This is a genomic window from Bradyrhizobium sp. CCBAU 11357 (genome assembly GCF_028128865.1).
GTDB lineage: Bacteria > Pseudomonadota > Alphaproteobacteria > Rhizobiales > Xanthobacteraceae > Bradyrhizobium.
The window spans coordinates 204,472-231,231 of sequence record NZ_LBJW01000105.1 but is presented as its reverse complement, the minus strand read 5'-3'; the positions used below and the strand labels follow the sequence as shown (position 1 = coordinate 231,231).

The 26,760-nt window shown below is 64.2% G+C and carries 24 protein-coding genes; 16 read left to right on the top strand and 8 right to left on the bottom strand.

The window, feature by feature from the left end:
* Positions 1-26: 26 nt before the first annotated feature.
* Entirely contained in the window at positions 27-1,001 is a 975-nt protein-coding gene (locus XI05_RS24025; protein ID WP_212255339.1) for a quinone oxidoreductase family protein, read from the bottom strand.
* Positions 1,002-1,225: 224 nt separating this feature from the next.
* On the opposite strand from XI05_RS24025, the gene XI05_RS24020 reads away from it, so the two are divergent.
* The 3 genes from XI05_RS24020 to XI05_RS24010 all read left to right on the top strand — a co-directional run bounded on the left by XI05_RS24020 (position 1,226) and on the right by XI05_RS24010 (position 3,902).
* Positions 1,226-1,426, top strand: a complete 201-nt coding sequence (locus tag XI05_RS24020) for a hypothetical protein (RefSeq protein ID WP_027545881.1) — start codon at positions 1,226-1,228, stop codon at positions 1,424-1,426.
* 146 nt (positions 1,427-1,572) lie between these two features.
* Complete coding sequence (locus tag XI05_RS24015) at positions 1,573-2,520, top strand: AAA family ATPase (RefSeq protein WP_036007771.1); 948 nt, start codon at positions 1,573-1,575, stop codon at positions 2,518-2,520.
* Between the two features lie 5 nt (positions 2,521-2,525).
* Positions 2,526-3,902, top strand: a complete 1,377-nt coding sequence (locus tag XI05_RS24010) for a vWA domain-containing protein (RefSeq protein ID WP_271506362.1) — start codon at positions 2,526-2,528, stop codon at positions 3,900-3,902.
* Positions 3,903-3,921: 19 nt separating this feature from the next.
* On the opposite strand, the gene XI05_RS24005 is transcribed toward XI05_RS24010, so the two are convergent.
* Positions 3,922-4,098, bottom strand: coding sequence for a hypothetical protein (locus XI05_RS24005; RefSeq protein ID WP_271506360.1), 177 nt, complete (start codon positions 4,096-4,098; stop codon positions 3,922-3,924).
* Between the two features lie 353 nt (positions 4,099-4,451).
* Here XI05_RS24005 and XI05_RS24000 point away from each other — a divergent pair, with 353 nt between their 5' ends.
* Positions 4,452-4,673: a hypothetical protein gene (locus XI05_RS24000; RefSeq protein WP_271506357.1), complete on the top strand. Its 222-nt coding sequence runs from the start codon at positions 4,452-4,454 to the stop codon at positions 4,671-4,673.
* Between the two features lie 8 nt (positions 4,674-4,681).
* Here XI05_RS24000 and XI05_RS23995 read toward each other — a convergent pair whose 3' ends face one another.
* Genes XI05_RS23995 through XI05_RS23985 form a run of 3 tightly spaced genes read right to left on the bottom strand, consistent with a single transcriptional unit; the run spans position 4,682 to position 8,618 of the window.
* Entirely contained in the window at positions 4,682-6,064 is a 1,383-nt protein-coding gene (locus XI05_RS23995; protein ID WP_271506354.1) for an NCS2 family permease, read from the bottom strand.
* 13 nt (positions 6,065-6,077) lie between these two features.
* Positions 6,078-7,943 carry an adenine deaminase gene (locus XI05_RS23990; RefSeq protein ID WP_271506352.1) on the bottom strand — a complete coding sequence of 622 codons (1,866 nt, stop codon included), beginning with the start codon at positions 7,941-7,943 and terminating at the stop codon, positions 6,078-6,080.
* Between the two features lie 12 nt (positions 7,944-7,955).
* Complete coding sequence (locus XI05_RS23985; protein WP_271506349.1) at positions 7,956-8,618, bottom strand: TetR/AcrR family transcriptional regulator; 663 nt, start codon at positions 8,616-8,618, stop codon at positions 7,956-7,958.
* 221 nt (positions 8,619-8,839) lie between these two features.
* Here XI05_RS23985 and XI05_RS23980 point away from each other — a divergent pair, with 221 nt between their 5' ends.
* Both XI05_RS23980 and XI05_RS23975 read left to right on the top strand, forming a co-directional pair.
* Entirely contained in the window at positions 8,840-9,853 is a 1,014-nt protein-coding gene (locus XI05_RS23980) for a formamidase (protein WP_271506347.1), read from the top strand.
* Positions 9,854-9,937: 84 nt separating this feature from the next.
* The gene (locus tag XI05_RS23975) at positions 9,938-11,257 is read left to right on the top strand and encodes a dicarboxylate/amino acid:cation symporter (RefSeq protein ID WP_271506344.1); all 1,320 of its coding nucleotides are present in this window, start codon (positions 9,938-9,940) and stop codon (positions 11,255-11,257) included.
* Between the two features lie 12 nt (positions 11,258-11,269).
* Here XI05_RS23975 and XI05_RS23970 read toward each other — a convergent pair whose 3' ends face one another.
* The gene (locus XI05_RS23970) at positions 11,270-12,643 is read right to left on the bottom strand and encodes a hypothetical protein (protein ID WP_271506341.1); all 1,374 of its coding nucleotides are present in this window, start codon (positions 12,641-12,643) and stop codon (positions 11,270-11,272) included.
* A 107-nt stretch (positions 12,644-12,750) separates the two neighbouring features.
* Complete coding sequence (locus XI05_RS23965) at positions 12,751-14,007, bottom strand: allantoate amidohydrolase (RefSeq protein WP_271506428.1); 1,257 nt, start codon at positions 14,005-14,007, stop codon at positions 12,751-12,753.
* Between the two features lie 397 nt (positions 14,008-14,404).
* Here XI05_RS23965 and XI05_RS23960 point away from each other — a divergent pair, with 397 nt between their 5' ends.
* From XI05_RS23960 to XI05_RS23935, 6 genes are read left to right on the top strand one after another with little or no spacing between them, the layout of a single operon-like run.
* A complete protein-coding gene (locus XI05_RS23960) occupies positions 14,405-15,517 on the top strand; it encodes a BMP family ABC transporter substrate-binding protein (RefSeq protein ID WP_260371771.1) in 1,113 nt (370 codons plus the stop codon).
* Complete coding sequence (locus XI05_RS23955; protein WP_271506338.1) at positions 15,514-16,626, top strand: ABC transporter permease; 1,113 nt, start codon at positions 15,514-15,516, stop codon at positions 16,624-16,626. Before XI05_RS23960 ends, XI05_RS23955 begins: the two co-directional genes overlap by 4 nt.
* A 1-nt stretch (position 16,627) precedes the next feature.
* Positions 16,628-17,554: an ABC transporter permease gene (locus tag XI05_RS23950; RefSeq protein ID WP_025037674.1), complete on the top strand. Its 927-nt coding sequence runs from the start codon at positions 16,628-16,630 to the stop codon at positions 17,552-17,554.
* An 18-nt stretch (positions 17,555-17,572) separates the two neighbouring features.
* Positions 17,573-18,256 (top strand): biuret amidohydrolase, encoded by a 684-nt coding sequence (gene biuH, locus XI05_RS23945; protein ID WP_271506335.1) that lies wholly within the window; start codon positions 17,573-17,575, stop codon positions 18,254-18,256.
* Positions 18,253-19,785, top strand: coding sequence for an ABC transporter ATP-binding protein (locus XI05_RS23940; protein ID WP_212255324.1), 1,533 nt, complete (start codon positions 18,253-18,255; stop codon positions 19,783-19,785). The genes biuH and XI05_RS23940 overlap by 4 nt, the downstream gene beginning before the upstream one ends.
* An 11-nt stretch (positions 19,786-19,796) precedes the next feature.
* Positions 19,797-20,282: a nucleoside deaminase gene (locus XI05_RS23935; RefSeq protein WP_271506333.1), complete on the top strand. Its 486-nt coding sequence runs from the start codon at positions 19,797-19,799 to the stop codon at positions 20,280-20,282.
* Between the two features lie 86 nt (positions 20,283-20,368).
* On the opposite strand, the gene XI05_RS23930 is transcribed toward XI05_RS23935, so the two are convergent.
* Entirely contained in the window at positions 20,369-21,472 is a 1,104-nt protein-coding gene (locus XI05_RS23930; protein WP_271506330.1) for a hypothetical protein, read from the bottom strand.
* Positions 21,473-22,042: 570 nt separating this feature from the next.
* Between XI05_RS23930 and XI05_RS23925 the strand changes: the two genes are divergently transcribed.
* The 4 genes from XI05_RS23925 to XI05_RS23910 all read left to right on the top strand — a co-directional run bounded on the left by XI05_RS23925 (position 22,043) and on the right by XI05_RS23910 (position 26,746).
* Positions 22,043-23,614: an ABC transporter ATP-binding protein gene (locus XI05_RS23925; RefSeq protein ID WP_271506327.1), complete on the top strand. Its 1,572-nt coding sequence runs from the start codon at positions 22,043-22,045 to the stop codon at positions 23,612-23,614.
* The gene (locus XI05_RS23920) at positions 23,598-24,689 is read left to right on the top strand and encodes an ABC transporter permease (RefSeq protein ID WP_271506324.1); all 1,092 of its coding nucleotides are present in this window, start codon (positions 23,598-23,600) and stop codon (positions 24,687-24,689) included. Before XI05_RS23925 ends, XI05_RS23920 begins: the two co-directional genes overlap by 17 nt.
* Positions 24,676-25,593 carry an ABC transporter permease gene (locus XI05_RS23915; RefSeq protein WP_271506321.1) on the top strand — a complete coding sequence of 306 codons (918 nt, stop codon included), beginning with the start codon at positions 24,676-24,678 and terminating at the stop codon, positions 25,591-25,593. The genes XI05_RS23920 and XI05_RS23915 overlap by 14 nt, the downstream gene beginning before the upstream one ends.
* 76 nt (positions 25,594-25,669) lie before the next feature.
* A complete protein-coding gene (locus XI05_RS23910; protein WP_271506318.1) occupies positions 25,670-26,746 on the top strand; it encodes a BMP family ABC transporter substrate-binding protein in 1,077 nt (358 codons plus the stop codon).
* The last annotated feature ends 14 nt before the right edge of the window (positions 26,747-26,760 follow it).

Sequence of the window (26,760 nt, the reverse complement as noted above, 5' to 3'; positions counted from 1 at the left end):
AGCCCGCGCCACCGCCCAGTCCGGTGCTACACCAGGAGAACGGTCGATCCCGTGGTCTTGCGGGCTGCAAGATCGGCATGCGCCTTGGCGGCGTCCTTCAGTGGATAGGTCTGGTGCACCTCGATCTTGACCGCGCCGGACTTGACGACGTCGAACAGCTCGCCCGCCATCGCCACCAGATTTTCGCGCTTGGCGGCATAGGTGAACAGCGTCGGACGCGTAACGTAGAGAGAGCCCTTCTGGGCGAGCAGGCCGAGATTGAGCGGCTCCACTGCGCCGGAGGACTGGCCGAACAGCGCGGCGACGCCGAGCGGCGCGAGGCAATCCAGCGATTTCAGGAACGTATCCTTGCCGACGGAATCGTAGACCACCGGCACTTTCTTGCCGCCGGTGATCTCGTCGACCCGCTTCACGAAATCTTCCCTTGTATAGATGATCACATGGTCGCAGCCATGCGCCTTGGCGAGCTTCGCCTTCTCGTCGTTGCTGACGGTGCCGATCACCGTCGCGCCGAGATGCTTGGCCCACTGGCTCAAGATCAGTCCGACACCGCCAGCCGCGGCGTGGAGCAGGATGGTATCGCCAGCCTTCACCCGATAGGTCTGGCGGATCAGATATTGCGTGGTGAGCCCCTTGAGCATCATCGCCGCCGCGGTTCTGTCGTCGACGCCGTCGGGCAATTTCAACAGCCGGTCGGCGGGGATCAGCCGTGCCTCCGAATAGGCCCCGAGCGGCGAAGCGCCATAGGCAACGCGATCGCCCGGCTTCAGATCGGTGACGCCGGGCCCAACCTCCTCGACGACGCCGGCCGCCTCGCTGCCGAGCCCGCTCGGCAGTTGCGCCGGATAAAGGCCGGAACGGTTATAGATATCGACAAAATTGAGGCCGACGGCGGTGTGGCGGATGCGCGCCTCGCCGGGCCCAGGTTTGCCGACGCTGACCTCCTCCCACACCAGAACTTCCGGACCGCCGGTCTTGTGAAAGCGAATGGCATGCGTCATGGGCTTGCTCCCTTATCGTTGAGGTGAAAGTCCGGATACCGGATCGGCCTGTGAAATAGGCATTTGGTCCGCCCGTTACAGTATAGAGGCCGTAACAAGAATGTCACAGCGAACGACAAACGCTCGCCGTTCCGCCTCCGTTCGAAAGAGTTGATGAGGGCTCCGGGGCAACCGGCAGTAGCTTTTGCGCGGGGTTTGATGGTCGCCTGCGAAGGAGAGCCGAGATGCCAGCTTACGTTCAGCATCATCAGGACGTCGAAATCGCGCCAGTGAATTGCCCTACCTGTATGGGGTTCCTGCCGATGTATGTGCGCGAGGTCGAGCCGCATTGGAGCCTTGCCAAGATCGACTTCGTCTATGAATGCGCCGATTGCGGCGCCGAGGTCAGACAGACGATCCGCAAGCCGGAGTTGCTGCGACACTGATCGCGCCGCCGGCGAACCGCTCAAACTATTTGCGCCAAACGGAAAAATCGCCGTTCGCGCGGGTCTGATGTCTCCCAAACGAGGCTTGTTCTTTGCCGGGAACGCAGGCAGAACAAGCCCAAGCAAGACCTTTGGGAGCGCCATTCGTGGCTGATCAGAAGGCCTCGACCTCGATCGAGGCAGTGGAGAGCGGCCTCGCCGCGCAGGGCTATATCGCGAGCCGGCAGATCGCGACCGCCGTCTATTTGTCGCAGCAGATCGAGAAGCCGATCCTGGTCGAAGGCCCCGCGGGCGTCGGCAAAACCGAGCTTGCCAAGGCGATCGCCGCCTGGCGCGGCATGAAGATGATCCGCCTGCAATGCTATGAGGGCCTCGACGAGGCCAAGGCGCTCTACGAGTGGAAATACGCCAAGCAGCTTCTTTATACGCAGATCCTCAAGGACAAGCTCGGCGAAGTCCTCGGCGGCGCGCAGACGCTGCATGCCGCGCTCGACCAGCTTCACGATTTCGGCGACGTGTTCTTCTCCAAGGAGTTCGTCGAGCCGCGGCCGCTGCTCCAGGCGCTTGAGCAGCCAGGCGGCTGCGTGCTCCTGATCGACGAGATCGATAAGTCGGACGCTGAATTCGAATCGCTGCTGCTGGAGATTCTCTCCGACTTCCAGGTCACGATCCCCGAGCTCGGCACCGTCTCGGCGATCACTCCGCCGACAGTGATCCTCACCTCCAACAGCGAGCGCGACCTCGGCGATGCCCTGAAGCGGCGCTGCCTGCATCTGCATATCGGCTTCCCCGAGCAGCGGCTCGAGGAGCGCATCGTCGAAAGCCGCGTGCCCGGCATCTCGCAGACGCTGCGCCGCCAGATGGTCGGCTTCATCCACGAGATCCGCTCGCTGGATCTGAAGAAGCTGCCGTCGGTCAGCGAGACCATCGACTGGGCGCGCGTGCTGGTGCTGCTCCAGGCTTCCGAACTCGATACCGAGATCGTCAAGGACACGCTCAACGTGCTCCTGAAATACGAAGCCGACATCGAGGCCGCGACGCCGCAGGTGACCACCTTCATTGCCAAGGCGGCCCGGTCCAACGTCTTCGGTTGACGCCGATGCGCGAAAATCTCCATCGCTTCTTTCGGGCGGCGCGCGGCGCCGGCGTCCACGTCTCGCCTGCCGAAAGCATCGATGCGATGCGCGCCGTCTCGCAGGTCGGCTTTTCCGACCGGACCATCCTGCGCGACGCACTGCTGCTGACGCTCGCCAAGTCGCAGGACGAGAAGCTCGCGCTCGGCAACTGCTTTGACCTGTTCTTCAGCCAGCCGGAGCCGCGACAGGATCAGCCCGAGAGCGCCGATCAGGATGCCTCGCAGGATAAGGATCAAGCGCCCTCTTCCGGCGCGGCCAGCGATGCCGGCGGCGGTTCGTCGCAGCAGCAACTGGGCTCGCTCGCTCAGATGCTGCTGTCGCAGGATCGCAATGCCATCGCGGCCGCGATCGCCAGCGCAGCTGGCGCGGCCTCCCTATCCGACATTCGCTACTCCACCCAGCGCGGCATATTCTCCAGCCGCATCCTCGACGCCATGGGCCTCCAGCGCCTGCGCGACGATCTCGACCAGCTGACCGCGACCAACCCGGCCCTGGCCGAGCGTCTGCGCGCCGCGCTCGATGCTTTGCGCGAAGCCGTGCGCGATACGGTCTCTCAAGGGCTTGCACTTTATGCCCGGGAGGAGGCCGAAAACCTCCGCAACGAGATCCTGCGCAACGCACCGCTCGCCCGCATCGAGCGGCGCCAGGTCGCCGAGATGCGCGCCCTCATCCGCCAGATCGCGCGCCGGCTCCGCGAGCGCTACTCCAAGCCGCGCAAGCGCCAGCGCCGCGGTCATCTCGACGTCCGTCGCACGCTCCGCCGCAACGCAGCCTGGGGCGGCGTGCCGTTCCTCACGGCATGGAAGCGCAAGCATCGCGACCGGCCGAAGATCGTCGCGCTGTGCGACGTCTCGGGCTCCGTTGCGCAAGTCTCCGACTTCTTCCTGCTGCTGATCCACTCGCTGCACGAGGTGGTCGACGATGTCCGCTCGTTCGCCTTCTCTTCGCACCTGATCGAGGTCAGCGAAATCCTGGAGACGAAGTCGCCGGAGGACGCGATGTCTGAGATCATGTCCAAGGTCGGTTTCGGCTCGTCGGATTACGGCTCCTCTCTGGTCGATTTCGAGAAGGAGTTCATGAGCACGCTGACGCCACAGACCACGGTGATCGTGCTCGGCGATGCCCGCAGCAACAATCTCGACCCACGCGCCGACATTCTGCGCCGGATCTCCGAGCGCTCGAAGCGGCTGGTCTGGCTCAATCCCGAGGGTCGGCTCGCCTGGGGCTTTGGCGATTCCGAGATGCCGCGCTACGCAACCTTTTGCAGCGTCGTGCGCCAATGCGCCACCGCGCAACAGCTCGAGCGCGCGGTGTCCGACATTGTGGCGACTTATCAGTAAGTAATAGCAGCCGCCGGCGTCAGGCGGCGTTCAGCTCGGCCTGATTGCACTCCCGAAAGTGATACGCGATTTCGTCGAGCGCGCGCTTTTCCCATTCTTCCGCCTGCGCCAACCAGAACAGCCGGCGCTTCGAATCGAGCGCCGCGCGCTCGCGGCACAAGAATTCCTGACTGCGTATCTCAACCAGCCTGTTCATGCACTCCACTCCTGCCGCGCGTGAAGCCATTCCCCGCAAATCAACCTAACAGAGTCCTGAACCTCTCGTCTCATGATTTCTGTGCATATCGCGACGCAGAATGGGACAGCGACACTTCCCGTGCAATGCGACAGCTCGCACTGCAGCATCAAGTGCGGATCATCAATTGGTGATCGGAGATCGCCACCGTATTCGTGCGCAAGCGATCTTAACTTTTGTGATGCAACGAAGTGCCGCAATTTGTGAAGAGATGTTCTAAACAGCTGACCGAATTCCCGACTCATTGTCGTCGCACGGTCTTCATGCGGCGCCGATAACACAGGCACGCGAACCGGACGATCGCCTGAGGCAACATGAGCAACGATTTCGACTTCGATCTTTCATCCGACCAGTGGGAAGCGCTGAAAGCGCTTCGCAATCCGGTGTCGAACAATCGCCTCGCGAAGGCTTATGTCGTCAAGAGCCTGGTCGAACTCGGCCTTGTCTTCGTGAATGACGGCGTCCCTGCAATGACACCGGCCGGGCGAAAGGCTTTGGTGCGCGGATCTTGCAGGTTGCTGGACCTTGCGGCCTGACGCACACGTCAAAAGATCTGTGCGATCACGATGGCGTAAGCGACGAACACGGCGCCAAGTCCCCACACCATCGCTGGAACCTGCGACCGCCGACCGACGGACACTTCCAGCGCGATGTAGCTCAACGTACCCAGGGCCATTCCGTTGATGAGATTGTTGGTCAGCACGGTCACCAGCAACGTCAGCACGATCGGAACCGCATTGACGAGATCCGTCATGTCGATGCGGGCAAGCCCCTGCATCATCAGCACGCCGACGAGCACAAGCGCGGGCGCGGTCGCTTGCGGCGGGATGATGACGAAGATTGGCCAGAAGAACAGCGCGAGAAAGAAGAATCCCGCAACGGTCAGCGAGGTCAGGCCGGTGCGACCGCCGGCCTGCACACCGGTGATGGATTCGATATAAGCCGTGACGACGGACGTCCCGAGCAGCGGCCCCACGATCGAAGCCGTCGCGTCGGTCGCGAAGGCCGCGGTGGCGTTCGGGATCGAGCCATCGGGCTTCCGTAGATTGGCAGCGCCCGTCACGCCGATCAGCGTGCCCAGCGTCGAAAAAAATTCGGCGCACAGGAAATAGAACAGCAGCGGCAGCGCCACAACGAAATGGCTGAAGAGATACCCGAAATCGAGGGCCATGAAGGTGCTGGTCGGCCAGCGCGGCCACGACAGGATGGCCGATGGCATCGACGTCACCATCTTGCCGTTGGCGCCAGGAACGAAGAAGCCGATCGCGGTCAGCAACACGATCGACAGGATCAACGCCGCCGGCACTCGGCGCGCCACCAGTACCGGCGTGAGCAGGAGTCCGAACAACGTCAGCAGCACCGGCGGGCTGCGCAACGATCCCATGGCGATGTAGGTCGACGGATTCTGGACGACGAATCCCGCGCCTCGCAGCGCAATGAAGACGATGAGGGTCCCGACCGCCGCCTGGATGCCGATCTTCAGCGCTTCGGGCACATCCTTCGCGACCTTCTCCCTCAGTTTCGACAGGCTGAGGATCAGGAATAGCACGCCGGTGAAGGCGACCATGGCAAGCGCGCCCTGCCAGGGCATGCCCATCTGCTTGACGATGACATAGGTGAAGATGACGTTCGAACCCATCGCGGGCGCCACGGCGAGCGGCAGATTGGCCCACAACCCCATCAGCACCGAGCCGAAGATCGCCGCCAGCGCCGTGGCGCTGACGAGATCGGCACGATCCATGCCGGCGTTGGACATGATCGCGGGGTTCACGGCGATGATATAGGCCATTGCCGCAAACGTGGTCGCTCCGGCCATCATCTCGCGCCCGACGCTCGTGCCGCGCTCGGAGAGGCGAAAGACGCGATCGAGCAGCTTCGCGGCTGCCGGCTGCGCGGTGGCGGCTTGCGGCTTCGTCATCTCGTTCATCCCTGTCCTCCCCCTACCAGACCACCGGGTGTGCTTCGCCCGTCTGCACGTTGATGAAACCGAACGGTGCCTGCTCGCACGGCGCTACCAGCACCCAGCTCCAGGGCGCGCAGGTCAGCGTCGCAAACATCAGCCGTTCCGGGAATCCCGGATACCAGCGCGGCCGAAACGTCGGCTCGTACATCCAGTCGACCTTGCGGCCTTCTGCGTAGAGCGCCTGCATCTCGGCATCGAGCGCTTGCGCTGAGCGGCAGCTCATCAGCCCGCCGACCTCGAACCGCACGGTGGCGACGAGCTCACCTTCGCGCACCAGCGCCCATCCGCCTTGAAGTTCGACCAGCGCGTTCACCGCCTTTGCCATCGCCGCGTCGGACGAGCCGACCACCCAGAGATTGTGCTTGTCGTGCGCCACCGAGCAGGCGAGCGCCGTCTCCGGCGTACGCGGGCCACAGCCGCGCCAGAACATCTTTGCGACGCGACCGTCGCCGGAGAACCGGTCGACGATGGCAAATTTTGTGATGGCCTTGCTCTCGTCGCGCTGCACCGCCCCGTCGCGCACCGGCAGGTCGAGCGTGTAGAACTCAGGATGCCAATGGAAGGGGCGGATCACCGCCGCTTTCATCGTGGCCCGCCCTGATTCAGCCCGCAGCTCGAAATCCTCAGGGTTGATCGTGCGCTTGATATTGACGGTCTTGGTCGCCCATTCCGGCCATTCGATCTTGGGCACTTGGCCGAGATAGCGCATGCCCTCGGACACCTGCGCGCCGTCGGCCCACACTTCGGCGATCGTAAGCTTGTCAACATCGGACAGCAGCACGACATCGCCGAAGCGCCCCGGCGCTAGGCTGCCGACGAACGGCGTGAGACGCATGTGCCGTGCCGGATTGATGGTGAGGCACTGGATCGCGATTTCCGGCGCAAGGCCGGCCTCGATCGCGACCCGCGCATTATGATCGCTCGCGCCGAGTTCGAGCGTGTGGCTGGCACTGCGGTCATCGGTGGTGAACGCAACCTGCGACCAGTCCTGCAAACCCTTCGCGAGCAACCATTTGACGATCTCGTCCATGGCGTAGACGCGCAGCTCGACGAAGAGACCGCGCGTGAGCTTGTCCCAGGTTTCCTCGGGCGTCTGCACCTCGTGGTCGGACGCGAGCCCGGCGGCGGCAAAGGCGTTGATGGAGGGCAGATCCCGCAGGCCCGACGCGTGGCCCTCGACGACGCCGCGCGCAGCGAAAGTCGCCTCGATCATGCCCCAGAGCCGCTTGTAGGACGGGTTGTCGGGATTCCACACCGCCGGCCAGTCCATGACCTCGTCGAGGCCGGTGACCATCAGGCTTTCGCTCATGAAGCGCGCCTGTTCGTCGCGGCCATACCAGCCGCCGCCCCACTCATAGGCGGTCGGCGGCACAGCCGAGCCGGGCTGCGGAAAGATCTTCAGCGGCGAGCCGCGACGGCGTGCCTCGAACCAGAATTCGAGATTGCGCGCACCGTTGACGTTGGAGAATTCGTGGCTCGCCTCGCAGGTCCAGGTATTGCCGCGCGGCAGCACCAGCGCCGCTTCCCATTCGGGCGTCAGATGCGAGCTTTCGATATGCTTGTGCACCTCACCGAAGCCGGGCACGGCTGCAAGATCCGGCCGATGCATACGCTCGCGGACCTCGCCGGGATAACTGCCGGCCGGGCCCACCCACGCGATCCGCCGGCCCTTGAAGACGATCTCCTGGTCCTCGCTCCACGTGCGGCTGTGCACGTCGAGCAATTTGCCGACCAGCAACGAACGATCGGCCGGGCGACGACCGAGCGCCGTGAGCACCAGGTCCTGGCGAATGCGAACCTCGTCAGGCGCATTGATGAGGAGATCGTCGGGTATCGCGTTCATGGCTGCCTCACTCTATGCCGGTGCTTTCGCAGCCGCGGTCCGCTTCCGCGGTGGTTTGCGCCCCTTGCCGGCGCGCGCAGCAGCGGCATCGCGCCGACGCACATCCTGCAAAAGGGTCGTGAGCGCCCATTCGATCGCGTCGGCGATCTCGGAGCTCGTCATGCCGAAATCCTCGCGCATCGCGTTCCAGGCCAGCACGTTGTTGAGGTAGGACGCGAGAGCTTCGGCCTGGCGGACGTCCTTGGCAGGGAGATGGCGCACCAGCGGCGCCATCGCCTTGCGATGCTGGTCAATTAGGTGTCGTCTGAAGCCTGCACGCACCCGGCGCCCCACCCTCGTTATCGCAATGGCGCGCGCCAGATGCGGATGACGGTCGAACCGCTTGCACAGCTTGCGGAAGATCTCGGGAAGCTCGTCGGGCGAGGTGAAGGGAATGTAGCTGAAGACGTTGTTCTCGATCCACTCGCCGGCCGCGGCGAACAGCTCCGCACGGGTCTTGAAGTGCCGATAGATGGTTCGCTCGGCCACCTTCGCGCGCTTGGCCACCGCGGCCATGGAGATGTCGTCGGCCTCTTCGTCCTCGAGCGTCGCGACGAAAGCGGCAACGATGCGCTGCCGCGTCATCTCGGCATATTCGTCACGAACGCTGACGGTATGTCGCTCTGCTGTACTCATGTCATAAGTCTGACACCGGTTGATTTTGCGGGTCAAGCCGAGACTTGAGGCACGTGGCGCTGCAAGAATGGGCGCCCGCCGGCTCGGGGGAACTGGTACCCCGCGTCAGCACGACGGTCACTGCCGCCTGAAAAATGGACTTTTGCGCATCGCCAAAATCGGATTTGCTCCGCCGAGAACTTGCGCGCAACGGCGCCGCGCGGGTAGCAAGGGAGCTGATCATGAACGGGCTTGGCGGACTGAACAAATCGCCTGAGGGCGTCGTGATTGGGCTGGTTCAGTTGCAGCTACCGAACGTCGTCACCCGCGCCGATCTCGCCAGGCAGACCGAGCGCATCGTCTGGATGGTCGGCAAGGCCCGCCGCAATCTCTCCACCATGGATCTGGTGGTCTTCCCCGAATACTCGCTGCACGGCCTCTCGATGGACACCAATCCGGAGATCATGTGTCGGCTTGACGGACCGGAGGTCGCGGCCTTCAAGCAGGCCTGTGTCGACAACAAGATCTGGGGCTGCTTCTCCATCATGGAGTTCAACCCGCATGGCAATCCCTACAACTCGGGCCTGATCATCGACGACCACGGCGAGATCAAGCTCTACTATCGGAAACTTCATCCCTGGATTCCGGTCGAGCCATGGGAGCCCGGCGACATCGGCATTCCCGTGATCGAGGGCCCGAAGGGCGCCAGGATCGCGCTGATCATCTGCCATGACGGCATGTTCCCGGAGATGGCACGGGAATGCGCCTACAAGGGCGCGGAGATCATGATCCGCACCGCCGGCTACACCGCGCCGATCCGCGAAGCCTGGCGCTTCACCAACCAGGCCAATTCGTTTCAGAACCTGATGGTCACCGCGAATGTCTGCATGTGCGGCTCGGACGGCTCGTTCGATTCCATGGGCGAAGGCATGATCGTCAATTTCGACGGCACCGTGCTGGCGCACGGCACGACCGGCCGCGCCGACGAGATCATCACCGCAGAGGTCCGGCCGGACCTCGTGCGCGAGGCGCGCATCAACTGGGGCGTCGAAAACAACATCTACCAGCTCTGGCACCGCGGCTATGTCGCGGTGAAGGGCGGCGCGATGGACTGCCCCTACACCTTCATGCAGGACATGGTCGCCGGCACATTCCGACTGCCGTGGGAAGACCAGGTCAAGGTCACCGACGGCACCTCGTGCGGCTTCCCGGCCCCGACGCGGATGTTCGGCAAGACGGCGAAGGCGGCGGAATAACCCGGTTTCTCGGGCGTAACCGCGACATTCTGGCACGGTTGTTGCTCCTCTCTGACGTCCAGGCGTGTCAAAGGGGAGTGCACCATGTCGACCATCGCCGCGGCACCCGCCGCCGAGCCGAAGCCGCTCTACACCTCGCTGTTCGTCCAGGTCTTGGCTGCGCTGGTGCTTGGCGTCATCCTGGGGATGGCCGTTCCGAACTTCGCCATCAGCCTCAAGATCCTCAGCGATGCCTTCCTGAAGCTGATCTCGATGATCGTGGCACCGATCGTGTTCTGCGTCGTCGTGCATGGCATTGCCGGCGCCGGCGATCTCAAGAAGGTCGGCCGCGTCGGCGTCAAGGCGTTGATCTATTTCGAGATCATGACGACGGTGGCCCTCGTGGTCGGCCTCTTGCTCGCCTACATCTTCGGTCCCGGCCACGGCATGAACATCGATCCCTCGACGCTGGATGCCAAGGCGCTCAACACTTATGCCGACAACGCCCACAAGCTCTCCGGCGGCGGCATCGGTGCCTTCCTGATGAACGTGATTCCGACCACCTCCTTCGATGCGCTGTCGCGTAACGACGTGCTTCAGGTGCTGTTCTTCGCGGTGCTGTTCGGCATCGGTCTCGCGCTCGTCGGCGGCGAGAAGGGCGCGCTCGTCACCTCCATGATCGACGCAGCCTCCACCGTGCTGTTCCGCGTCATGGGGCTCATTGTGCGGGTTGCGCCGCTCGGCGTGCTCGGCGCGGTCGCCTACACGGTCGGCAAATATGGCGTCGGCTCGCTGAAGCAGCTCGTATCGCTGGTGATGCTGTTCTACGTCTCGGTCGGCATCTTCGTGCTCGGTGTGCTCGGCGGCGTGATGGCGCTCGCCGGCATCAACATCCTCAAATTCCTCGCCTACCTGCGCGAGGAGCTGACCATCGTGCTCGCGACGGCGTCCTCGGACGCGGTGCTGCCCCAGATCATGAAGAAGCTGGAGCGCATGGGCGTGAAGGATTCCGTCGTCGGTCTCGTCATTCCGACCGGCTATTCCTTCAACCTCGACGCCTTCTCGATCTACCTCACACTCGCCGTCGTCTTCATTGCGCAGGCCACCAACACGCCGTTGTCGTTCGGCGACCTGCTGCTGGTGCTCGGCGTGTCCCTGATCACGTCGAAGGGCGCACATGGCGTGCCGGGCTCGGCGATCGTGATCCTGGCGGCGACCTTGAACGCGGTGCCGAGCATCCCTGCGATCGGCCTCGTGCTGGTGCTGTCGGTCGACTGGTTCATCGGCATGGCCCGCGCGCTCGGCAACCTCGTCGGCAATTGCGTCGCAACCGTCGTGGTCGCGGCCTGGGAAGGCGATCTCGACCGCAGCACGGCGGCCAAGGTGCTGGAGGGCGGCGAGGTGGTCGACGTGACCGCGGGATAGAGGTTCGCGGGATCAGTCATTCCACTTGAGGAGTGGCGTGCCGTACGCCCTCCTCCAAACCGACAGGAAGCGCGGAAACCACGAGTGGGCCACGGCGCCCTTATAGGCCCAGGTGCGATACTTCAGACCCTGCTCCGAGATCAGCTCCTGATAGCCGCCGTGGACCTCGGTCGCGGTGCGAATGTCCTTCAGGATTCCTTGCGCGCAGGCCCGGTAGATCGCGCTCCCTGAGGCCTCATCAAAGTCGAGCATACGATCCGCAAACTCGACGTTGAATGTCGGCCAGGAGGAGCGCCCCTGATAGGCGGGCGCCGCTATCTTGTGGATGATCTTGTTGCGCGGATTATCCGCCGACACCAGGAAGTGGAACGTGCTGGGGATGCGAAACCGCGGTTCGGCAATGATCCGATCCGCCGTGGCCGCGAACAGCGCGCGCTCGCTCGCCTCGCTCATATCCCAGAAGCCGCGATGCACGCTGACGAAATCCAATGCGACCGACGATGCCGGTGAGCTCGCCGGGCCGTCCAGGGAATGCCTGATATAGCCGTCCTTCCCGAACAGGCGGAGCAGGTCCCTCTTGTACTGCGCGAGGTCGCGCCCGAGCAGCCGCTTCAACTCGTTCTCGCCGACGATTCCGAGCTGCACGCCCCACACGAAGGTCGTGTAGACGCAGGCATTGGTGACGAAACGCCGGCGCTCGGCACGGGTATCCGTCGCCGCGGAGCGCGGGCCGGTGGAGTCGCACAGTAAATATCTGGTGCCGTCAGCGTCGAATACCTCCAGCTCGCTCGCAAGCTTCAGGATCGCGCGCTTCAGGTCTCCGCCATATTCGGCCAGCAGCAAGCGGCCGGCATGCGCGCATTGCGACATCGCGAGGTAGGACGACGCTCTCTCCTCGGCAGAGAGCATCTGCTGCAGACCGGCGAGAATGCCGAGCAGCGTATCCGAGGGCCGCGAGAAATAGTTCACGCCGAGATACCGGCCGCGCCCGGCCGGAACGATGGTCGTCGTCACGACATCGGCGCGAACCGCCTCCAACAACAGGCGAACGCTCTTTTCGAGCAGACGGACCCGCCGCACCGCGTCCTGCGCATCGATGATGGTTTCAGGATCGAGAACGTTGGGATAGAACCAGGCAAAGTCGCGGGGGTAATAGGCGGAGGCGTGCGGTGCGCCGGTGACGAGGAAGGCCTCGGTCACCGAAAAGGCGCTGTCCATCGAGTGCCGGTAAAGGTCTTCGATGGCCGAGAGCGAATGATGCGATTGTCTCAGGAACCGATCACTGAGAAAATTGACCGCCTGAAGGGCGTTGGCGACGAAGGTCGCAGCCATCCCCTGATAAAACCGGTTTTCACGATGTGATGGAAAAGAGATGTCGCTATTCATGTCCGTCGATCGGCTGATTGTCTCGTGACCCTCGCGATGATGGCCACCATTCTAAACATGACTGATTCGTATCTCTACCCGGTGACTTGCGGGTCCGTGACGCTCGCCTAAGCCGTACGCGGCCTGAAATTCTCGATCACCCTGAGCAGCACCCGCGCGCCGGCGTCGGCATCGGCCAGCTCGACATGCTCGTCCGGGTGATGGCTGACGCCGCCGCGGCAGCGGACGAAGATCATGCCGACATCGGCGATGTCGATCATCGCCATGCCGTCGTGCCCTGCCCCGCTCGGCAGCTCGAACACGGAGAAGCCTTCGGCTTCGATCGCCTGCGCGATCTGCTGCTTGAGCCAGGGCGCGCAGGGCGCGGTGCGGTTCTCGTGGGTCACGTCGAGCTGGAGTCCCAATTGCCGCCGCTTGGCGATCGCCTCGATCTGGCGGACGACGTCGGCGACCGCGCGCTTGCGGTGCATGTCGGTCGGCGCGCGCATGTCGATGGTGAACGATACTTCGCCCGGAATGACATTGGTCGCGCCGGGCCTCGCCTGGATGTAGCCGACGGTGCCGACGAGGCCGCCCTCGTCGGTGCGGCAAAATTGCTCGATCGCGCCGATGCATTCGGCCGCGCCAGCGAGGGCGTCGCGCCGCAGTGCCATCGGCACGGTGCCGGCATGGCCGGCCATGCCGGTCAGCCGCGCCGCAAGGCGCGTGGCACCGGCAATCGCGGTGACGACGCCCACGGGCAGGTTCTGCGCTTCCAGCACCGGCCCCTGCTCGATGTGCAATTCGAGATAGGCAAGCAGCTCGCGCCGCGCCCGCGCAGCCGCGCCGATATGGTCGGGATCGAGGCCGAACTGCACGAGCGCCTCGCGCATCGACACGCCATTGCTGTCGCGCGTATTCAGCACGCTCTCATCGAAGGTGCCGGCCACCGCACGGCTGCCGAGCAAGGTCGAGGCAAACCGCACTCCCTCCTCGTCGGCAAAACCGATCACCTCGATCGCAAACGGCAGGCGCTTGCCGCGGCGGTTGAGATCGGCGACGCAAGAGATCGCCGTGATCACACCCAGCGGCCCATCCCATTTGCCGGCATCGCGCACGGTGTCGTAATGCGAGCCGAGCATCAGGCAGGGCGCGCCCGGCCGCTCGCCTTCGTACCGACCGCAGACATTGCCGATGGCGTCCAGATGCGCGCTCATGCCGGCCTCGCGCATCCAACCCATGATGAGGTCAGCGGCCTTGCGCAGCTCCTTGCTGAGAAAGATGCGGGTGAGTTTTTCGGGCTCTTCCGAGATCGCGCCGAGCTCGTTGATCCGGCGAACGATCTCATTGCCGAGCGATGCATCGTGAACGGTACCAGCGCCCATCTCGGCGAGCTTTCCATCTTCTGAGGACACGGCGGTCCTGGCGACAATCGATACAAGTTCGGTGCCAGCGAACATCACCGGCGCCGTCCCAGTCAGCGCGTGGTTAGCATGAATGCGCCTTGCCGGCCGACCGTCCAACGGCGGTCATACACATGCGCGAGCTGGTTCGGGCTGCTCAACTCCACTGCATACAATATTTAGATATTGCCCATAAATTAATCTGCACCTTTCCTCACCAAGTTCGACGCTCTCCTTATCTAGCATTTGTTTTCAAGTACTTATAACGAACTGCTCACTTCATAGCCTCTGGCACGAAGCTTGCGACATCTGGTCCCGGCTCCGCCAAGCCGGCGCAGCCGCGAGATCAAGGCGGGACATCCGCCAAGGGGAGCGAGCAATGGATTCTGGCAGGATTTCACGACGTCATTTGTTGCAGGGCGGCGCGGCCCTCACCCTCGGCGCGGCGGCGGGCCTCCGCCCGGCCTTCGCGGCCGAGACCACCATCGGCTTCATCTATGTCGGCTCGCGCGACGACTACGGCTACAATCAGGCCCACGCGCAGGGTGCGGCGGCGCTGAAGAAGATTCCCGGCCTCAAGGTGGTCGAGGAGGAAAAGGTGCCGGAGACCGATGCGGTCGAGAAGACGATCGAGTCCATGATCAATCTCGACGGCGCCACCCTGCTCTTCCCGACCTCGTTCGGGTACTACAATCCGCACATGATCAAGATGGCCAACAAGTACCCGAAGCTCCGCTTCGAGCATTGCGGCGGCCTCTGGAGCGACAAGGACCCCAAGAATGCCGGCAGCTATTTCGGCTATATCGACGAGGCCCAGTACATCTCCGGCATCGTCGCCGGCCTGACGTCGAAGAGCGGCAAGCTCGGCTTTGTCGCAGCCAAGCCGATCCCTCAAGTGCTGCGCAACATCAACGCCTTCACGCTTGGCGCCAAGTCCGTCAATCCGAAGGCGACCACGCAGGTGATCTTCACCGGCGACTGGTCGATGCCGGTCAAGGAGGCCGAAGCCACCAACAGCCTGATCGATCAGGGTGTGGACGTGCTCACCTGCCACGTCGATGGGCCCAAGACCATGGTCGAGAATGCCGCGCGGCGCGGCGCCTTCGTCTGCGGCTATCACACCAACCAGTCGGCGCTGGCACCCAAGGCTTATCTCACCGGCGCGGAGTGGAACTGGGAAGCGCTCTATCCGAAGTTCGTCAAGATGATCGCCTCCGGCGAAGGCATCCCGAATTTCTACCGCGGCGGCCTGAAGGAAGAGATCGTCAAGACCTCGCCCTATGGCGAAGCGGTCTCGGCCGAAGCGCGCAAGGCGGCCGACGAGGCCAAGGCAAAATTCCTGTCGGCAGAAGGCTACGCCATCTTCAAGGGTGGGCTGGTCGACAACAAGGGCAAGACGGTGATCCCTGCCGGCACCGACCGGGGCCAGAAGGATCCTGAACTGGAGAAGATGGACTACCTCGTCGAGGGCGTGCTCGGAGCCACTTCGTGACCACGGAAGCGGCGGATTCCACGGAAGCGGTCGGGACAGTCGCCCCGGCCGCCGATCCCGGCTTCCTCCGGCGTCACGGCGGCACGATCGAATATGTCCTGGTCCCGGGCGCGGCGCTGGTCGGCGCGCTCGCGGTGTTCGGCATCTTCGTCGCGATGTTCGGCAAGAACCCGTTAGATCTCTATTTCTACATGTATTACGGCGCGTTCGGCACCTGGTTCTCCTGGCAGAACACGCTGACGCGCGCAGCGCCCCTCATCCTCACCGCGCTCTGTACCGCACTGCCGGCGCAGCTCGGCATGGTCATCATCGGTGGCGAAGGCGCGCTGCTGATCGGCGCGTTGTCGGCAACCAGCGCCGCAATCGCGCTTCAGGGCATGCCGCCGTTCGTCGTCCAGATCGCCATGGTCTGCGCCGGCGTGATCGGCGGCGGACTGTGGATCATGCTCTCAGGCGGCTTGCGGCAGTATCGCGGCGTCAACGAGACCATCTCGAGCCTGCTGCTCGTCTACATCGCGCTGGCGATCCTCAACCATCTGGTCGAAGGGCTGATGCGCGATCCCGCCAGCCTCAACAAGCCGTCCACCCGCGAGATCGGCGCCGCCAACATGATCGGCTCCATTCCCGGCACCGACGTGCATTGGGGCCTCGTGTTCGGCCTGATTGCCGCGATCGCCTCTTACATCCTGATCTATCACACCGTGTTCGGCTTCGCCGCGCGCGTGGCTGGCGGCAACATCCGTGCTGCGAAGATCGTCGGCCTCGGCGTCGACAAGCTGATCCTGACCGTCTGCTTCCTTGCTGGCGGCGCGGCTGGCCTTGCCGGCATGGTCGAGGTCGCCGCCGTGCAGGGACGCACCAACGCCAACCTCGCGGCCGGCTACGGCTTCACCGGCATCCTCGTTGCCTTCCTGGCGCGGCAAAATCCGCTCGCCATCATCCCCGTCGCCATCCTGCTCGGCGGCATCAGCGCCAGTGGCGGCCTGCTGCAACGCCGCTTGGGGCTACCCGATGCGTCCGTGCTGGTGCTGCAGGGCATCATCTTCGTTTTCGTGCTCGCCAGCGATGCGCTCTACGGCCGCATCGGATTTCTGAAGGGAAAATCCTGAGATGGCAGACGGATCGATCGGCCTCTGGACCGTCCCGCTCGCCGTGCTTGGCGGCGCCATTCGCGTCTCCACCCCATTCCTGTTCGTGAGCCTGGGCGAATGCATCACCGAGCGCTCCGGCCGTATCAATCTCGGCCTCGAAGGCACGCTGGTGATGGGCGCGATGAGCGCCTATGGCATCTCCTATCTCACCGGCTCTCCGTGGCTCGGCGTGCTGGCCGCCGGTATCACCGGCGCGCTACTGGGTGCACTGCATGCCGGCATCTGCTCGCTGCCGCGCGTCAACGACGTTGCCGTGGGTATTGCCTTGATGCTGTTCGGCACCGGCCTTGCCTTCTATCTCGGTAAGCCGCTGATCGAGCCGACAGCGCCGCGGCTGCCCGCCATCGACTTCGGCTGGTGGAGCGACATCCCGCAAGTCCGCGCCGCGCTACGCATCAACGTGCTGTTCCTGATCGGCGTGGTGCTGGCGCCAATCCTTTATTGGGCCTTCCGCACCACGCGCTGGGGCTTGCTCATCCGCACCGCCGGCGAGAGCTCGGATGCCGCACGCGCGATGGGTCATTCCGTGCTGCTGATCCGCCTGCGCGCCACCATGGTCGGCGGTTTCCTCGCCGGCATCGGTGGCTCGTTCCTGTCGCTGTTCTATCCCGGAAGCTGGAACGAGGGCCTGTCCTCGGGCCAGGGCATCACCGCCGTCGCGCTCGTGATCTTCGCACGCTGGGATCCCCTGCTCTGCCTGTGGGCTTCGCTCGCCTTCGGCGGCGCGGCGGCGCTGGGTCCGGCGCTGCAATCGGTCGGGGTCACCTCCGGCTACCACCTCTTCAACGCTGCGCCCTACATCCTGACGCTGGCGATCATGATCATCACCTGCTCGCCGAAGCGGACGCTGACCGGCGCGCCCGCCGAACTCTCGATCACACGGTAAACACGCACGAGGTCGTCCATGCCCGAGCGCTACATCAAGTCCGAGCCCTATGCCTGGCCCTACAATGGTGATCTCCGCCCGGAGAATACGGCGCTGATCATCATCGACATGCAGACCGATTTCTGCGGCGTCGGCGGCTATGTCGACAAGATGGGCTATGACCTCTCGCTGACGCGGGCGCCGATCGAGCCGATCAAGCGGCTGCTCGCGGCGATGCGCGGCCAAGGCTTCCACATCATCCATACCCGCGAGGGCCACCGCCCCGATCTCTCCGACCTGCCCGCCAACAAGCGCTGGCGTTCGCGCCAGATCGGCGCCGGCATCGGCGATCCCGGTCCGTGCGGCCGCATCCTGGTGCGCGGCGAGCCCGGCTGGGACATCATCGAGGAGCTCAGCCCCCTGCCGGGCGAGCCGATCATCGACAAGCCCGGCAAGGGCTCGTTCTGCGCCACCGATCTGGAGCTGATCCTGCGCGTCCGCGGCATCGAGAACATCGTGCTGACCGGGATCACGACCGACGTCTGCGTCCACACCACCATGCGCGAGGCCAACGACCGCGGCTTCGAATGCGTCCTGCTGCACGATTGTTGCGGCGCGACCGACAAGAGCAACCACGACCACGCGCTGAAGATGATCAAGATGCAGGGCGGCGTGTTCGGCGCGGTCTCGACCTCTGATGCCTTTATCGGAGCGATTTCGTGATCATCGGCGAAACGCCTCCGCCCTCGGGCGCCTTCGGCGTCGATGCGATCGCCATGACCATGCGCTTCGGCGACTTCCTGGCGCTGGACAATGTCGAACTGAAGGTGCGGCCGGGTTCGTTCCACGCCCTGCTTGGAGAGAATGGCGCCGGCAAATCCACCCTCGTCAAATGCATCATGGGCTATTACCACGCGACCGAAGGCGACATTCTCGTCGGCGGCCGCGAGCAGGCGATCGCCAACCCGAAGGATGCCCATGCCCTCGGGCTTGGCATGGTCTATCAGCATTTTACGCTGGTGCCCGCGATGACGGTCGCCGAAAACCTCGTGCTGGCGCGCGACGACGTGCCGGCCGTGGTGAGCTGGCCGAACGAGATGAAAGAGCTGGAGGCGTTCCTTGCTCGGATGCCTTTCAAGGTGCCGCTTGCCGCGAAAGTTTCGGACATCTCTGCCGGCGAACGGCAGAAGTGCGAGATCCTCAAGCAGCTCTATCTGAAGCGCCGCTTCCTGATCCTGGACGAGCCGACCTCGGTGCTGACGCCGGCGGAAGCGGACGAGGTGCTCGGCATGCTCCGCGACATGGTCGTGAAGGGCGAGCTGACCATCCTGATGATCACGCACAAGTTCCGCGAGGTCATGGCCTTCGCCGACGAAGTCACCATCCTGCGCCGCGGCAAGCTCGCTGGAGCCGGCAAGGTTTCCGAGCTGACGCCGGATGAGATGGCACGTACCATGATCGGCGCCGAGGAGCTGACGGTGCAGCCGCCGCGCACCGGCGAAGCCGGTCAGGCCAGGCTGGAGCTGCAAAAGCTCCGCGCCCTGGACGATGCGGGCGCCGTTGCCGTGCACGATGTCTCGCTCACGGTTCGCGCCGGGGAGATCGTCGGCATTGCCGGCGTTTCCGGCAACGGCCAGCGCCAGCTCGTCGAAGTTCTGGCCGGCCAGCGCGAGGCCGAGAGCGGCGATATCCGCGTCGCCGGCGATCCCTATCGCGCAAGCCGCGAGGAGATGCGGCGCCACAGAATGTCTCTACTGCCCGAGGAGCCGCTGAAGAATGCCTGCGTCGGCGGCATGAGCGTCGCCGACAACATCGCCTTCCGCGAATTCGACCGCGCACCCTTTGCCAGCGGCGGCTGGTGGCTCAATCGCGGCGCCTTCCGGAGCGACGCCAGGAAGAAGATCGGCCAGTACAAGATCAAGACCCGCACGCCCGATACGCCGATCTCGGCGCTGTCGGGCGGCAACGTGCAGCGCGCCGTGCTGGCCCGCGAGCTAGGCGGCGACGTCGAGGTGCTGATCGCCGCCAACCCCTGCTTCGGCCTCGATTTCGCGGCGGTGGCGCAGATCCACGCCGAGATCATGGCGGCGCGCAACCGCGGCGCCGCCGTCCTGCTCGTCAGCGAGGACCTCGACGAGCTGCTCGAACTGTCGGATAGGCTGGTGGTGATGTTCCACGGCGAATTCGTGTATGAAGCACGGACCAGCGAAGCCGATCTCACCGTGGTCGGCCGGCACATGGCAGGACACTGAACGGAGGATCGATGGACGACGCATCAGGGCGCGACGAGTACTTCCTGCGCCTGTCCTTCGCGGTCGCCCGTCGTTCCCTCACCCATGGCAACCACCCCTTCGGCTGCATCGTCGTCGATGCCGACGGCAAGGTGCTGATCGAGACCGAGAACGGCTACATGCCGGATCGCGACGCCACCGCGCACGCCGAGCGCCTCGCAGCGACCCAGGCCTGCCGCACGCTCGATCGCGAGGTGCTGGCGAAAGCCACGCTCTATTCCTCAGCCGAACCCTGCGCGATGTGTGCGGGCGCGATCTACTGGGCCGGCATCGGCCGCGTGGTCTATGGCCTCAGCGAGCATCGCCTGCGCGGCATCACCGGCAACCATCCGGAGAATCCGACCCTAGACCTGCCATGCCGCGAGGTCTTTGCCAGCGGCCAGCGGCCGACGGAGGTCATCGGGCCCCTGCTCGAAGACGAAGCCGAAGCGCTGCACGACGGCGTTTGGACGACGTAGCAGCACATCCCCAAAGGACCAAAGAAGATGACGCCGCGGAGGTTTGACGCGGCGTCATTTTCTTTCACCTGCAGAGCATCAGGCGATCAGAACTTCACGGTGATACCGGAGTAGAGCGAGGACTCGGTGCACGCTCCGGTGCTCACCCTCGCGCCACCGACGAGCGTGGTACAGCCGACCGCCAGGTTGTGATCGAGACCAAACTTGTTCTGCCAGTAGCGGTAAGCCACCCAGACGTCCACGAAGTGCGAGTACTTGTCGCCCCAGGCCGCCTTCGACGCATCGAAGGTCAGACGGATGGGCTCCGAATTCAACTCGACCGCGGTGTTGTAGACGCCGTTCGCCGGGCTGTAGGGAAGCGGCTCGGTGTCCGTGCCCTTCTTGCCGTACCAGCCGGCGCGGCCGCTGATCGAGAAATACTGCATGTTCGGCGGCAGGAAGCCGAGGTCCATGTAGTAATTGACCTCGACGGCCCAGGTTGGCTTGAACGACGTGTTGCCGTCTGCAAGACAGGTGACGCCGGGAACGCCCGGACCGAACAGCCCGCACTGGCTGAAGGAATTGTGGTTGGCGAACTCCCAATAGACCAGCGGCGCGACATTGACGTACCCCTTGTAGGGCAGGTCGAATGCGAACTGCAGACCGCCGACGACGTCGCGCTTGGCAGCGCCGAAATACCGGTTCTCGGTATTGGCATCCATGCCGACTTCGAACGAAATGTTGTGCAGCGGGCCCGCGCTGAAGGCCTTGGTGTTGAAGAGTTCGTTCCAGCCGAAGGTCGAGCGGAACAGGCCGTAGATTTCGGTCGCACCCGCGCACGTCGCCGGCGCACCGAAGATCGTCCCCGCATTGGTGCACGGCCCCGCCGGATCATTGTGATCCGACTTGAACAGGGAGATGGTGAAGAAGTTGGTGCCGTACGCCCAGAGGTCGAAATGAGTGAACGAATAGACCTGCTTGGTGGTCTTGCTGTCGATCGACCCATCTGGCCGGAATGACCACGCGCCCGGTTGCGCAGCGTTGAAGATGTATGAGAACGTGACGCGGTTATCGATCACCAGGAAGAACGGAAGGTCTGGAGCCTTCTTGGCCGCCTTGACCGGCAGGTCCGCCGCCTGAGCCAGGCCACCGATGGCCAGCGTAGCAAGTGACAGCGCCGCTGCTGCCACTGCCTTACAACGAAACGACATCCTGAATACCCCCTCGTTTGGGCAAGCAAAAATGCGCGCCCCTGGGTGCGACATTTGCGCCGATCTCCGGGACCGAGAAGCCTCAACTTTTCACATGGCGTGCCGCATGTTGCAGCAGCACGCGACGGGTGACGGAAAAATCGCAGCGCCCCGACGTGGAGCGAACACGCAACGAGAGAGGCATCGCTGCCGAACATTCCCGATTGTTTTTATTCGGATTTTCTGATTGCGCCCGAACGCAGTGCCGCATCGACGCAGCTGTTGCCGCCGCTGCACTCCACGCGATGGGCGACCGACGCGTCCATTGCTCAACATGGCGTCAGGTCTGCACAGCGGGTTCCGATTTGCCTTGAACCGTCACAAATTTGCAACAGAGGACCCACTCGCGGACGCGATCGCCCCGGCCGTCCAGGTGCCGTTTGCGGGAATTGATCGCTCGGAATCGATGACAAGCGCTGGGCCGAGGGCCTGCCGAAGCGTTGAGCAAGGGATGATGCTTTTTCACATCTTACACCGCGGTCCAAACTGGCCCAGTATTGAGGCACTTCACCCATGCAAGCGCATCAGCGAATGTTAGATCCGACGCCCAACGGCCAGCATTCCGGCAAATCCCCGCTCCTGAGGACCATCGGCCTCACCAAGCGTTACGGGGATTTCATTGCCAACGATTGCATCGATATCGACATCTGGCCGAGGGAAATCCACGCCCTGCTGGGCGAGAACGGCGCCGGCAAGTCGACGCTGGTCAAGGCGATCTACGGACTGATCCAGCCCAGCGCCGGCGAGATTCACTGGCAGGGCGAGCGAATCGTGCTGTCCGGTCCGTCCGAAGCCCGCAGCCGCGGCATCGGCATGGTGTTCCAGCACTTCTCGCTGTTCGACAATCTCACGGTGGCCGAGAACGTTGCGCTCGGCCTCGACGGCAAGGAATCCTTCAAGGACATGTCGTCCCGGCTGGAACAGGTGTCCAAGACTTACGGCCTGCCGCTCGATCCCAGGCGCGAGGTGTGGCAACTCTCCGTCGGCGAGCGCCAGCGCATCGAGATCGTCCGCGCCTTGATGCAGGATCCGAAATTCCTGATCCTGGACGAGCCCACCGCGGTGCTGACGCCGCAGGAAGCCGACCAGCTCTTCATCGTGTTGGAGCGCCTCAAGGCCGAAGGCCGCGCCATCCTCTACATCAGCCACAAGCTGGAGGAGGTGAAACGGCTCTGCGACACCGCGACGATCCTGCGCGGCGGCAGGAAGGTCGAGACCTGCAATCCTCGGCTCGAAACCGCCGCCTCACTTGCGCGGATGATGGTCGGCGGCGAGGTCAAGGAAGTGAAGGCCGCATCGGGCCGCAAGACCACCGTGCCGCGGCTCGTCGTCAACGATCTCTCGCTCGCCCCCGCCGAGGCGCATGGCGTGCGGCTCGAGCACATCTCATTCGAGCTGAAGGGCGGCGAGATCCTCGGCATCGCCGGCGTCGCCGGCAACGGCCAGGACGAATTGTTCGCGGCGCTTTCCGGCGAGCGCCTCTCGAAGGACCCCGGAACGGTGGTGATCGAAGGCATCGCCGCCGGCCACCTCTCGATCACCCAACGGCGAAAGCTGGGCGCAGCTTTCGTTCCCGAGGAGCGGCTCGGCCACGGCACGGCGCCGCGGATGAGACTGTCGGAGAATGCGCTGCTCACCGGCCATGCCGCCAGCGGCATGGTCCATCGCGGTTTCATCGATACGGCGGCCACGCTGAGAACGGTCGACCGCGCGACCGAAACCTTCGACGTCCGCAAGGCCAAGCGCGATCCCGAGGCCGCGAGCCTGTCCGGCGGCAATCTGCAGAAGTTCATCGTGGGACGCGAGATCCTGCGCAACCCCGCGGTGCTGGTGGTGAGCCAGCCGACTTGGGGCGTCGATGCCGGCGCTGCCGCCGTCATCCGTCAGGCGCTGCTCGATCTCGCCACCGCAGGCGCCGCGGTGCTCGTGACCAGCCAGGATCTCGACGAGCTCGCCGAGATCGCCGACCGCATCGCCGTGATGTTCCACGGCAAGCTGTCGGCTCCGCTCTCGGCAGGCGAAGCAAGCCGCGAGAAGCTGGGCCTTCTGATGGGCGGCAGCAGCCTGCAGCCGAAGGAGGTCGCGCATGCAGCTGGTGCTTGAGAAGCGTGCCGAGCGCTCCAATACGATCGCGCTGGTGTCCCCCCTGATCGCGATTGGCCTTACGATCGTGACCATGGTCATCCTGTTCGCGATCCTCGGCAAGAATCCGCTGCTTGCCCTGCACGCCTATTTCATTGCGCCCCTGACCGACGGCTATTCGCTCCAGGAGATCGCGGTGAAGGCGACGCCCCTGGTGATGATCGCGATCGGCCTGTCGCTGTGCTATCTCGCCAACGTCTGGAACATCGGCGCCGAAGGGCAATTCCTGATCGGCGCAGTCGCGGGAAGCTGGATCGCGGTGAAGACGCAAGGCACTGACGCCGGCGCCTGGGTGCTGCCGGCCATGCTCGTCCTCGCCGCCGCCGCGGGCGCGCTCTATGCCCTGATCCCTGCGATCTGCAGGGTGAAGTTCGGCGCCAGCGAGATCCTGACCAGCCTGATGCTGGTCTATGTCGCCGACCTTTTCCTCGACTATCTCGTGCGCGGTCCCTGGCGGGATCCGCACGGCTTCAATTTCCCGACCACGGCCGAGTTCGATCCGGTGGCGACGGTGCCGTTGCTGATCGAGGGCGGCCGGCTCCATGTCGGCTCGATCATCGCCCTGTTCGTCGTCGCGGCAGCCGCGATCCTGCTCGGGCGCACCATCAAGGGTTTCGAGATCCGCGTGGTCGGCGCCGCGCCGCGTGCAGCGCGGTTCGGCGGCTTCAACGCCAACCAGCTGATCATCCTGACCTTCGCCGTCTCCGGGGCGCTGGCCGGGCTTGCCGGCATCATCGAGGTGGCGGGGCCGGTCGGGCATCTCCAGCCCGGCATCTCGCCCGGCTACGGCTTTACCGCGATCATCGTCGCCTTCCTCGGCCGGTTGAACCCGCTTGGAATATTAATTGCAGGCCTCTTCCTCGCGTTGACCTTTATCGGCGGCGAGCAGGCGCAGATCGCGATGAAGATTCCGCTGGACGTCACCAAGGTCTTTCAGGGCATTCTGCTGTTCTACGTGCTCGCCTGCGACTCCCTCATTCTCTACCGCTTCAAGCTGGTGTTCCCGAACCGACAGGTGGCCCGTGGTGCTGGTTGAGGCCATCATCCTGGCGGTGCTCGCCGCGTCGACGCCGCTGTTGATTGCGGCGACGGGCGAGCTCGTGGTCGAGCGTTCCGGCGTGCTCAATCTCGGCGTCGAGGGCATGATGATCGTCGGCGCGGCCTGTGGCTTTGCCGGCGCGTGGCTGACCGGATCAACCTTTATCGGCGCGCTGTTCGGCATCGTCGCGGGCATGCTGATGTCGCTCGTGTTCGCGCTGATGGCGCTTGGGCTCGCCGTCAACCAGGTCGCCACCGGCCTCGCGCTGACCATCCTCGGCGTCGGGCTCTCGGGCCTGATCGGCGCCGGCTTCGTCGGCGAGCGCATCACGCCGGCCGTGCACCTCCATATCCCTGTCCTGACCGATATCCCGCTGATCGGCCGCGTGCTGTTCGGCGAGGACGGCTTCCTCTATTTCTCGATCGCGCTGATCGTCGGCGTGTGGCGGTTCCTGTACCGCACCCGGGCGGGACTGATCTTGCGCGCCTGCGGCGACAATCACGTTTCCGCGCATGCGCTCGGCTATCCCGTACTGCGCATCCGCACCTTCGCGGTGATGTTCGGCGGCGCCTGCGCGGGTCTTGCGGGCGCCTATCTGCCGCTCGCCTATACGCCGTTCTTCATTCCAGGCATGACCGCGGGGCGCGGCTGGATCGCATTGGCGCTGGTGGTGTTTTCGTCCTGGCGGCCGGGCCGGCTCGTCGTCGGCGCCTATCTGTTCGGCGCGGTGACGATCCTGCAGCTGCACGCGCAAGGTTGGGGCGTCGGCATTCCCTCGCAATTCATGTCGGCGCTGCCTTACCTTGCGACCGTCATCGTGCTGGTCCTGCTCTCCCGCGCGCGCACGGGCGGCTCGACCGCACCGGCCGCGCTCGGCACGGTGTTCGTGCCCGACCGCTAGATTTCGTTTCCGCAGTGTGCGCGAAGGGGCGCGCATGCGGCGGATTGTGGCTTCCCCCGATGTTTGGAGATTGATGATGAGGAAATCACTTCTTGCACTGGCTGCCGGGCTCTTGCTCGCCGGGAGTGTCAGTGCGGCCTCCGCCGCCGACAAGCTGAAAGTCGGCTTCATTTATCTCGGTCCGATCGGAGATCTCGGCTGGACCTATCAGCACGACCTCGGTCGCCAGGCGCTGGTGAAAGAATTGGGCGACAAGATCGAGACCACCTATCTCGAGAACGTGCCCGAAGGACCGGACTCCGAGCGAGCGATCGAGCAGCTCGTCCGCGCGGGCAACAAGCTGATCTTCACCACCTCGTTCGGCTACATGGATCCGACGCTGAAGGTCGCCAAGAAATATCCGAACGTGCATTTCGAGCACGCCACCGGTTACAAGCGCAACCCGAACATGTCGACCTATTCGGCGAAATGGTATCAGGGCCGCTACATTCAAGGCCTGATCGCGGCCAAGATGTCGAAGTCCGGCGTGCTCGGCTATATCGGCTCGTTCCCGATTCCGGAGGTCGTCTCCGGCATCAACGCGACGATGCTGGCGGCGCAGACCATCAACCCGAACATCAAGGTCAAGATCATTTGGGCCAACACCTGGTTCGACCCGGGCAAGGAGGCCGACGCCGCAAAGGCGCTGATCGACCAGGGCGCCGACGTCATCATGCAGCACACGGATTCGCCCGCCGCCATGCAGATCGCCAGCGAGCGCGGCAAGCTGGCCTTCGGGCAGGATTCCGAGATGATCAAGTTCGGCCCCAAGACCCAGCTGACCTCGATCCTCGACACCTGGGGCCCCTATTACATCGAGCGCGTCAAGGCCGAGCTCGCCGGTACCTGGAAGTCCGAGGACACGTGGGGCGGCCTCGATAGCCACATGTTCGCGATGGCGCCCTACACCAACATGCCTGACGATGTGAAAAAAATGGCTGAGGATGCCCAGGCCGCGATCACCGCTGGCAAGCTGCATCCGTTCAAATGCCCGATCGTTGGGCAGGACGGCAAGCCGGTCGAGTGCAAGGGCGGCGATCACCTGGATGACGGCCAGATCCTCGGCATGAATTTCTACGTGAAGGGCATCGACGACAAGCTGCCGGGCAAGTAGCACGCTTCTTGCAT

Excerpts from the sequence above, each read along its gene's own strand:
- XI05_RS23980 (WP_271506347.1), top strand. The coding sequence starts at position 8,840 with ATGAACGGGCTTGGCGGACTGAACAAATCGCCTGAGGGCGTCGTGATT.
- XI05_RS23995 (WP_271506354.1), bottom strand. The coding sequence starts at position 6,064 with ATGAACGAGATGACGAAGCCGCAAGCCGCCACCGCGCAGCCGGCAGCC.
- XI05_RS23950 (WP_025037674.1), top strand. The coding sequence starts at position 16,628 with ATGGCAGACGGATCGATCGGCCTCTGGACCGTCCCGCTCGCCGTGCTT.
- biuH (WP_271506335.1), top strand. The coding sequence starts at position 17,573 with ATGCCCGAGCGCTACATCAAGTCCGAGCCCTATGCCTGGCCCTACAAT.
- XI05_RS24010 (WP_271506362.1), top strand. The coding sequence starts at position 2,526 with ATGCGCGAAAATCTCCATCGCTTCTTTCGGGCGGCGCGCGGCGCCGGC.
- XI05_RS23965 (WP_271506428.1), bottom strand. The coding sequence starts at position 14,007 with ATGGGCGCTGGTACCGTTCACGATGCATCGCTCGGCAATGAGATCGTT.
- XI05_RS24020 (WP_027545881.1), top strand. The coding sequence starts at position 1,226 with ATGCCAGCTTACGTTCAGCATCATCAGGACGTCGAAATCGCGCCAGTG.
- XI05_RS23985 (WP_271506349.1), bottom strand. The coding sequence starts at position 8,618 with ATGAGTACAGCAGAGCGACATACCGTCAGCGTTCGTGACGAATATGCC.
- XI05_RS23930 (WP_271506330.1), bottom strand. The coding sequence starts at position 21,472 with ATGTCGTTTCGTTGTAAGGCAGTGGCAGCAGCGGCGCTGTCACTTGCT.
- XI05_RS23925 (WP_271506327.1), top strand. The coding sequence starts at position 22,043 with ATGTTAGATCCGACGCCCAACGGCCAGCATTCCGGCAAATCCCCGCTC.
- XI05_RS23975 (WP_271506344.1), top strand. The coding sequence starts at position 9,938 with ATGTCGACCATCGCCGCGGCACCCGCCGCCGAGCCGAAGCCGCTCTAC.
- XI05_RS23970 (WP_271506341.1), bottom strand. The coding sequence starts at position 12,643 with ATGAATAGCGACATCTCTTTTCCATCACATCGTGAAAACCGGTTTTAT.
- XI05_RS23910 (WP_271506318.1), top strand. The coding sequence starts at position 25,670 with ATGAGGAAATCACTTCTTGCACTGGCTGCCGGGCTCTTGCTCGCCGGG.
- XI05_RS23990 (WP_271506352.1), bottom strand. The coding sequence starts at position 7,943 with ATGAACGCGATACCCGACGATCTCCTCATCAATGCGCCTGACGAGGTT.
- XI05_RS23920 (WP_271506324.1), top strand. The coding sequence starts at position 23,598 with ATGCAGCTGGTGCTTGAGAAGCGTGCCGAGCGCTCCAATACGATCGCG.
- XI05_RS23935 (WP_271506333.1), top strand. The coding sequence starts at position 19,797 with ATGGACGACGCATCAGGGCGCGACGAGTACTTCCTGCGCCTGTCCTTC.
- XI05_RS24005 (WP_271506360.1), bottom strand. The coding sequence starts at position 4,098 with ATGAACAGGCTGGTTGAGATACGCAGTCAGGAATTCTTGTGCCGCGAG.
- XI05_RS23960 (WP_260371771.1), top strand. The coding sequence starts at position 14,405 with ATGGATTCTGGCAGGATTTCACGACGTCATTTGTTGCAGGGCGGCGCG.
- XI05_RS24025 (WP_212255339.1), bottom strand. The coding sequence starts at position 1,001 with ATGACGCATGCCATTCGCTTTCACAAGACCGGCGGTCCGGAAGTTCTG.
- XI05_RS24000 (WP_271506357.1), top strand. The coding sequence starts at position 4,452 with ATGAGCAACGATTTCGACTTCGATCTTTCATCCGACCAGTGGGAAGCG.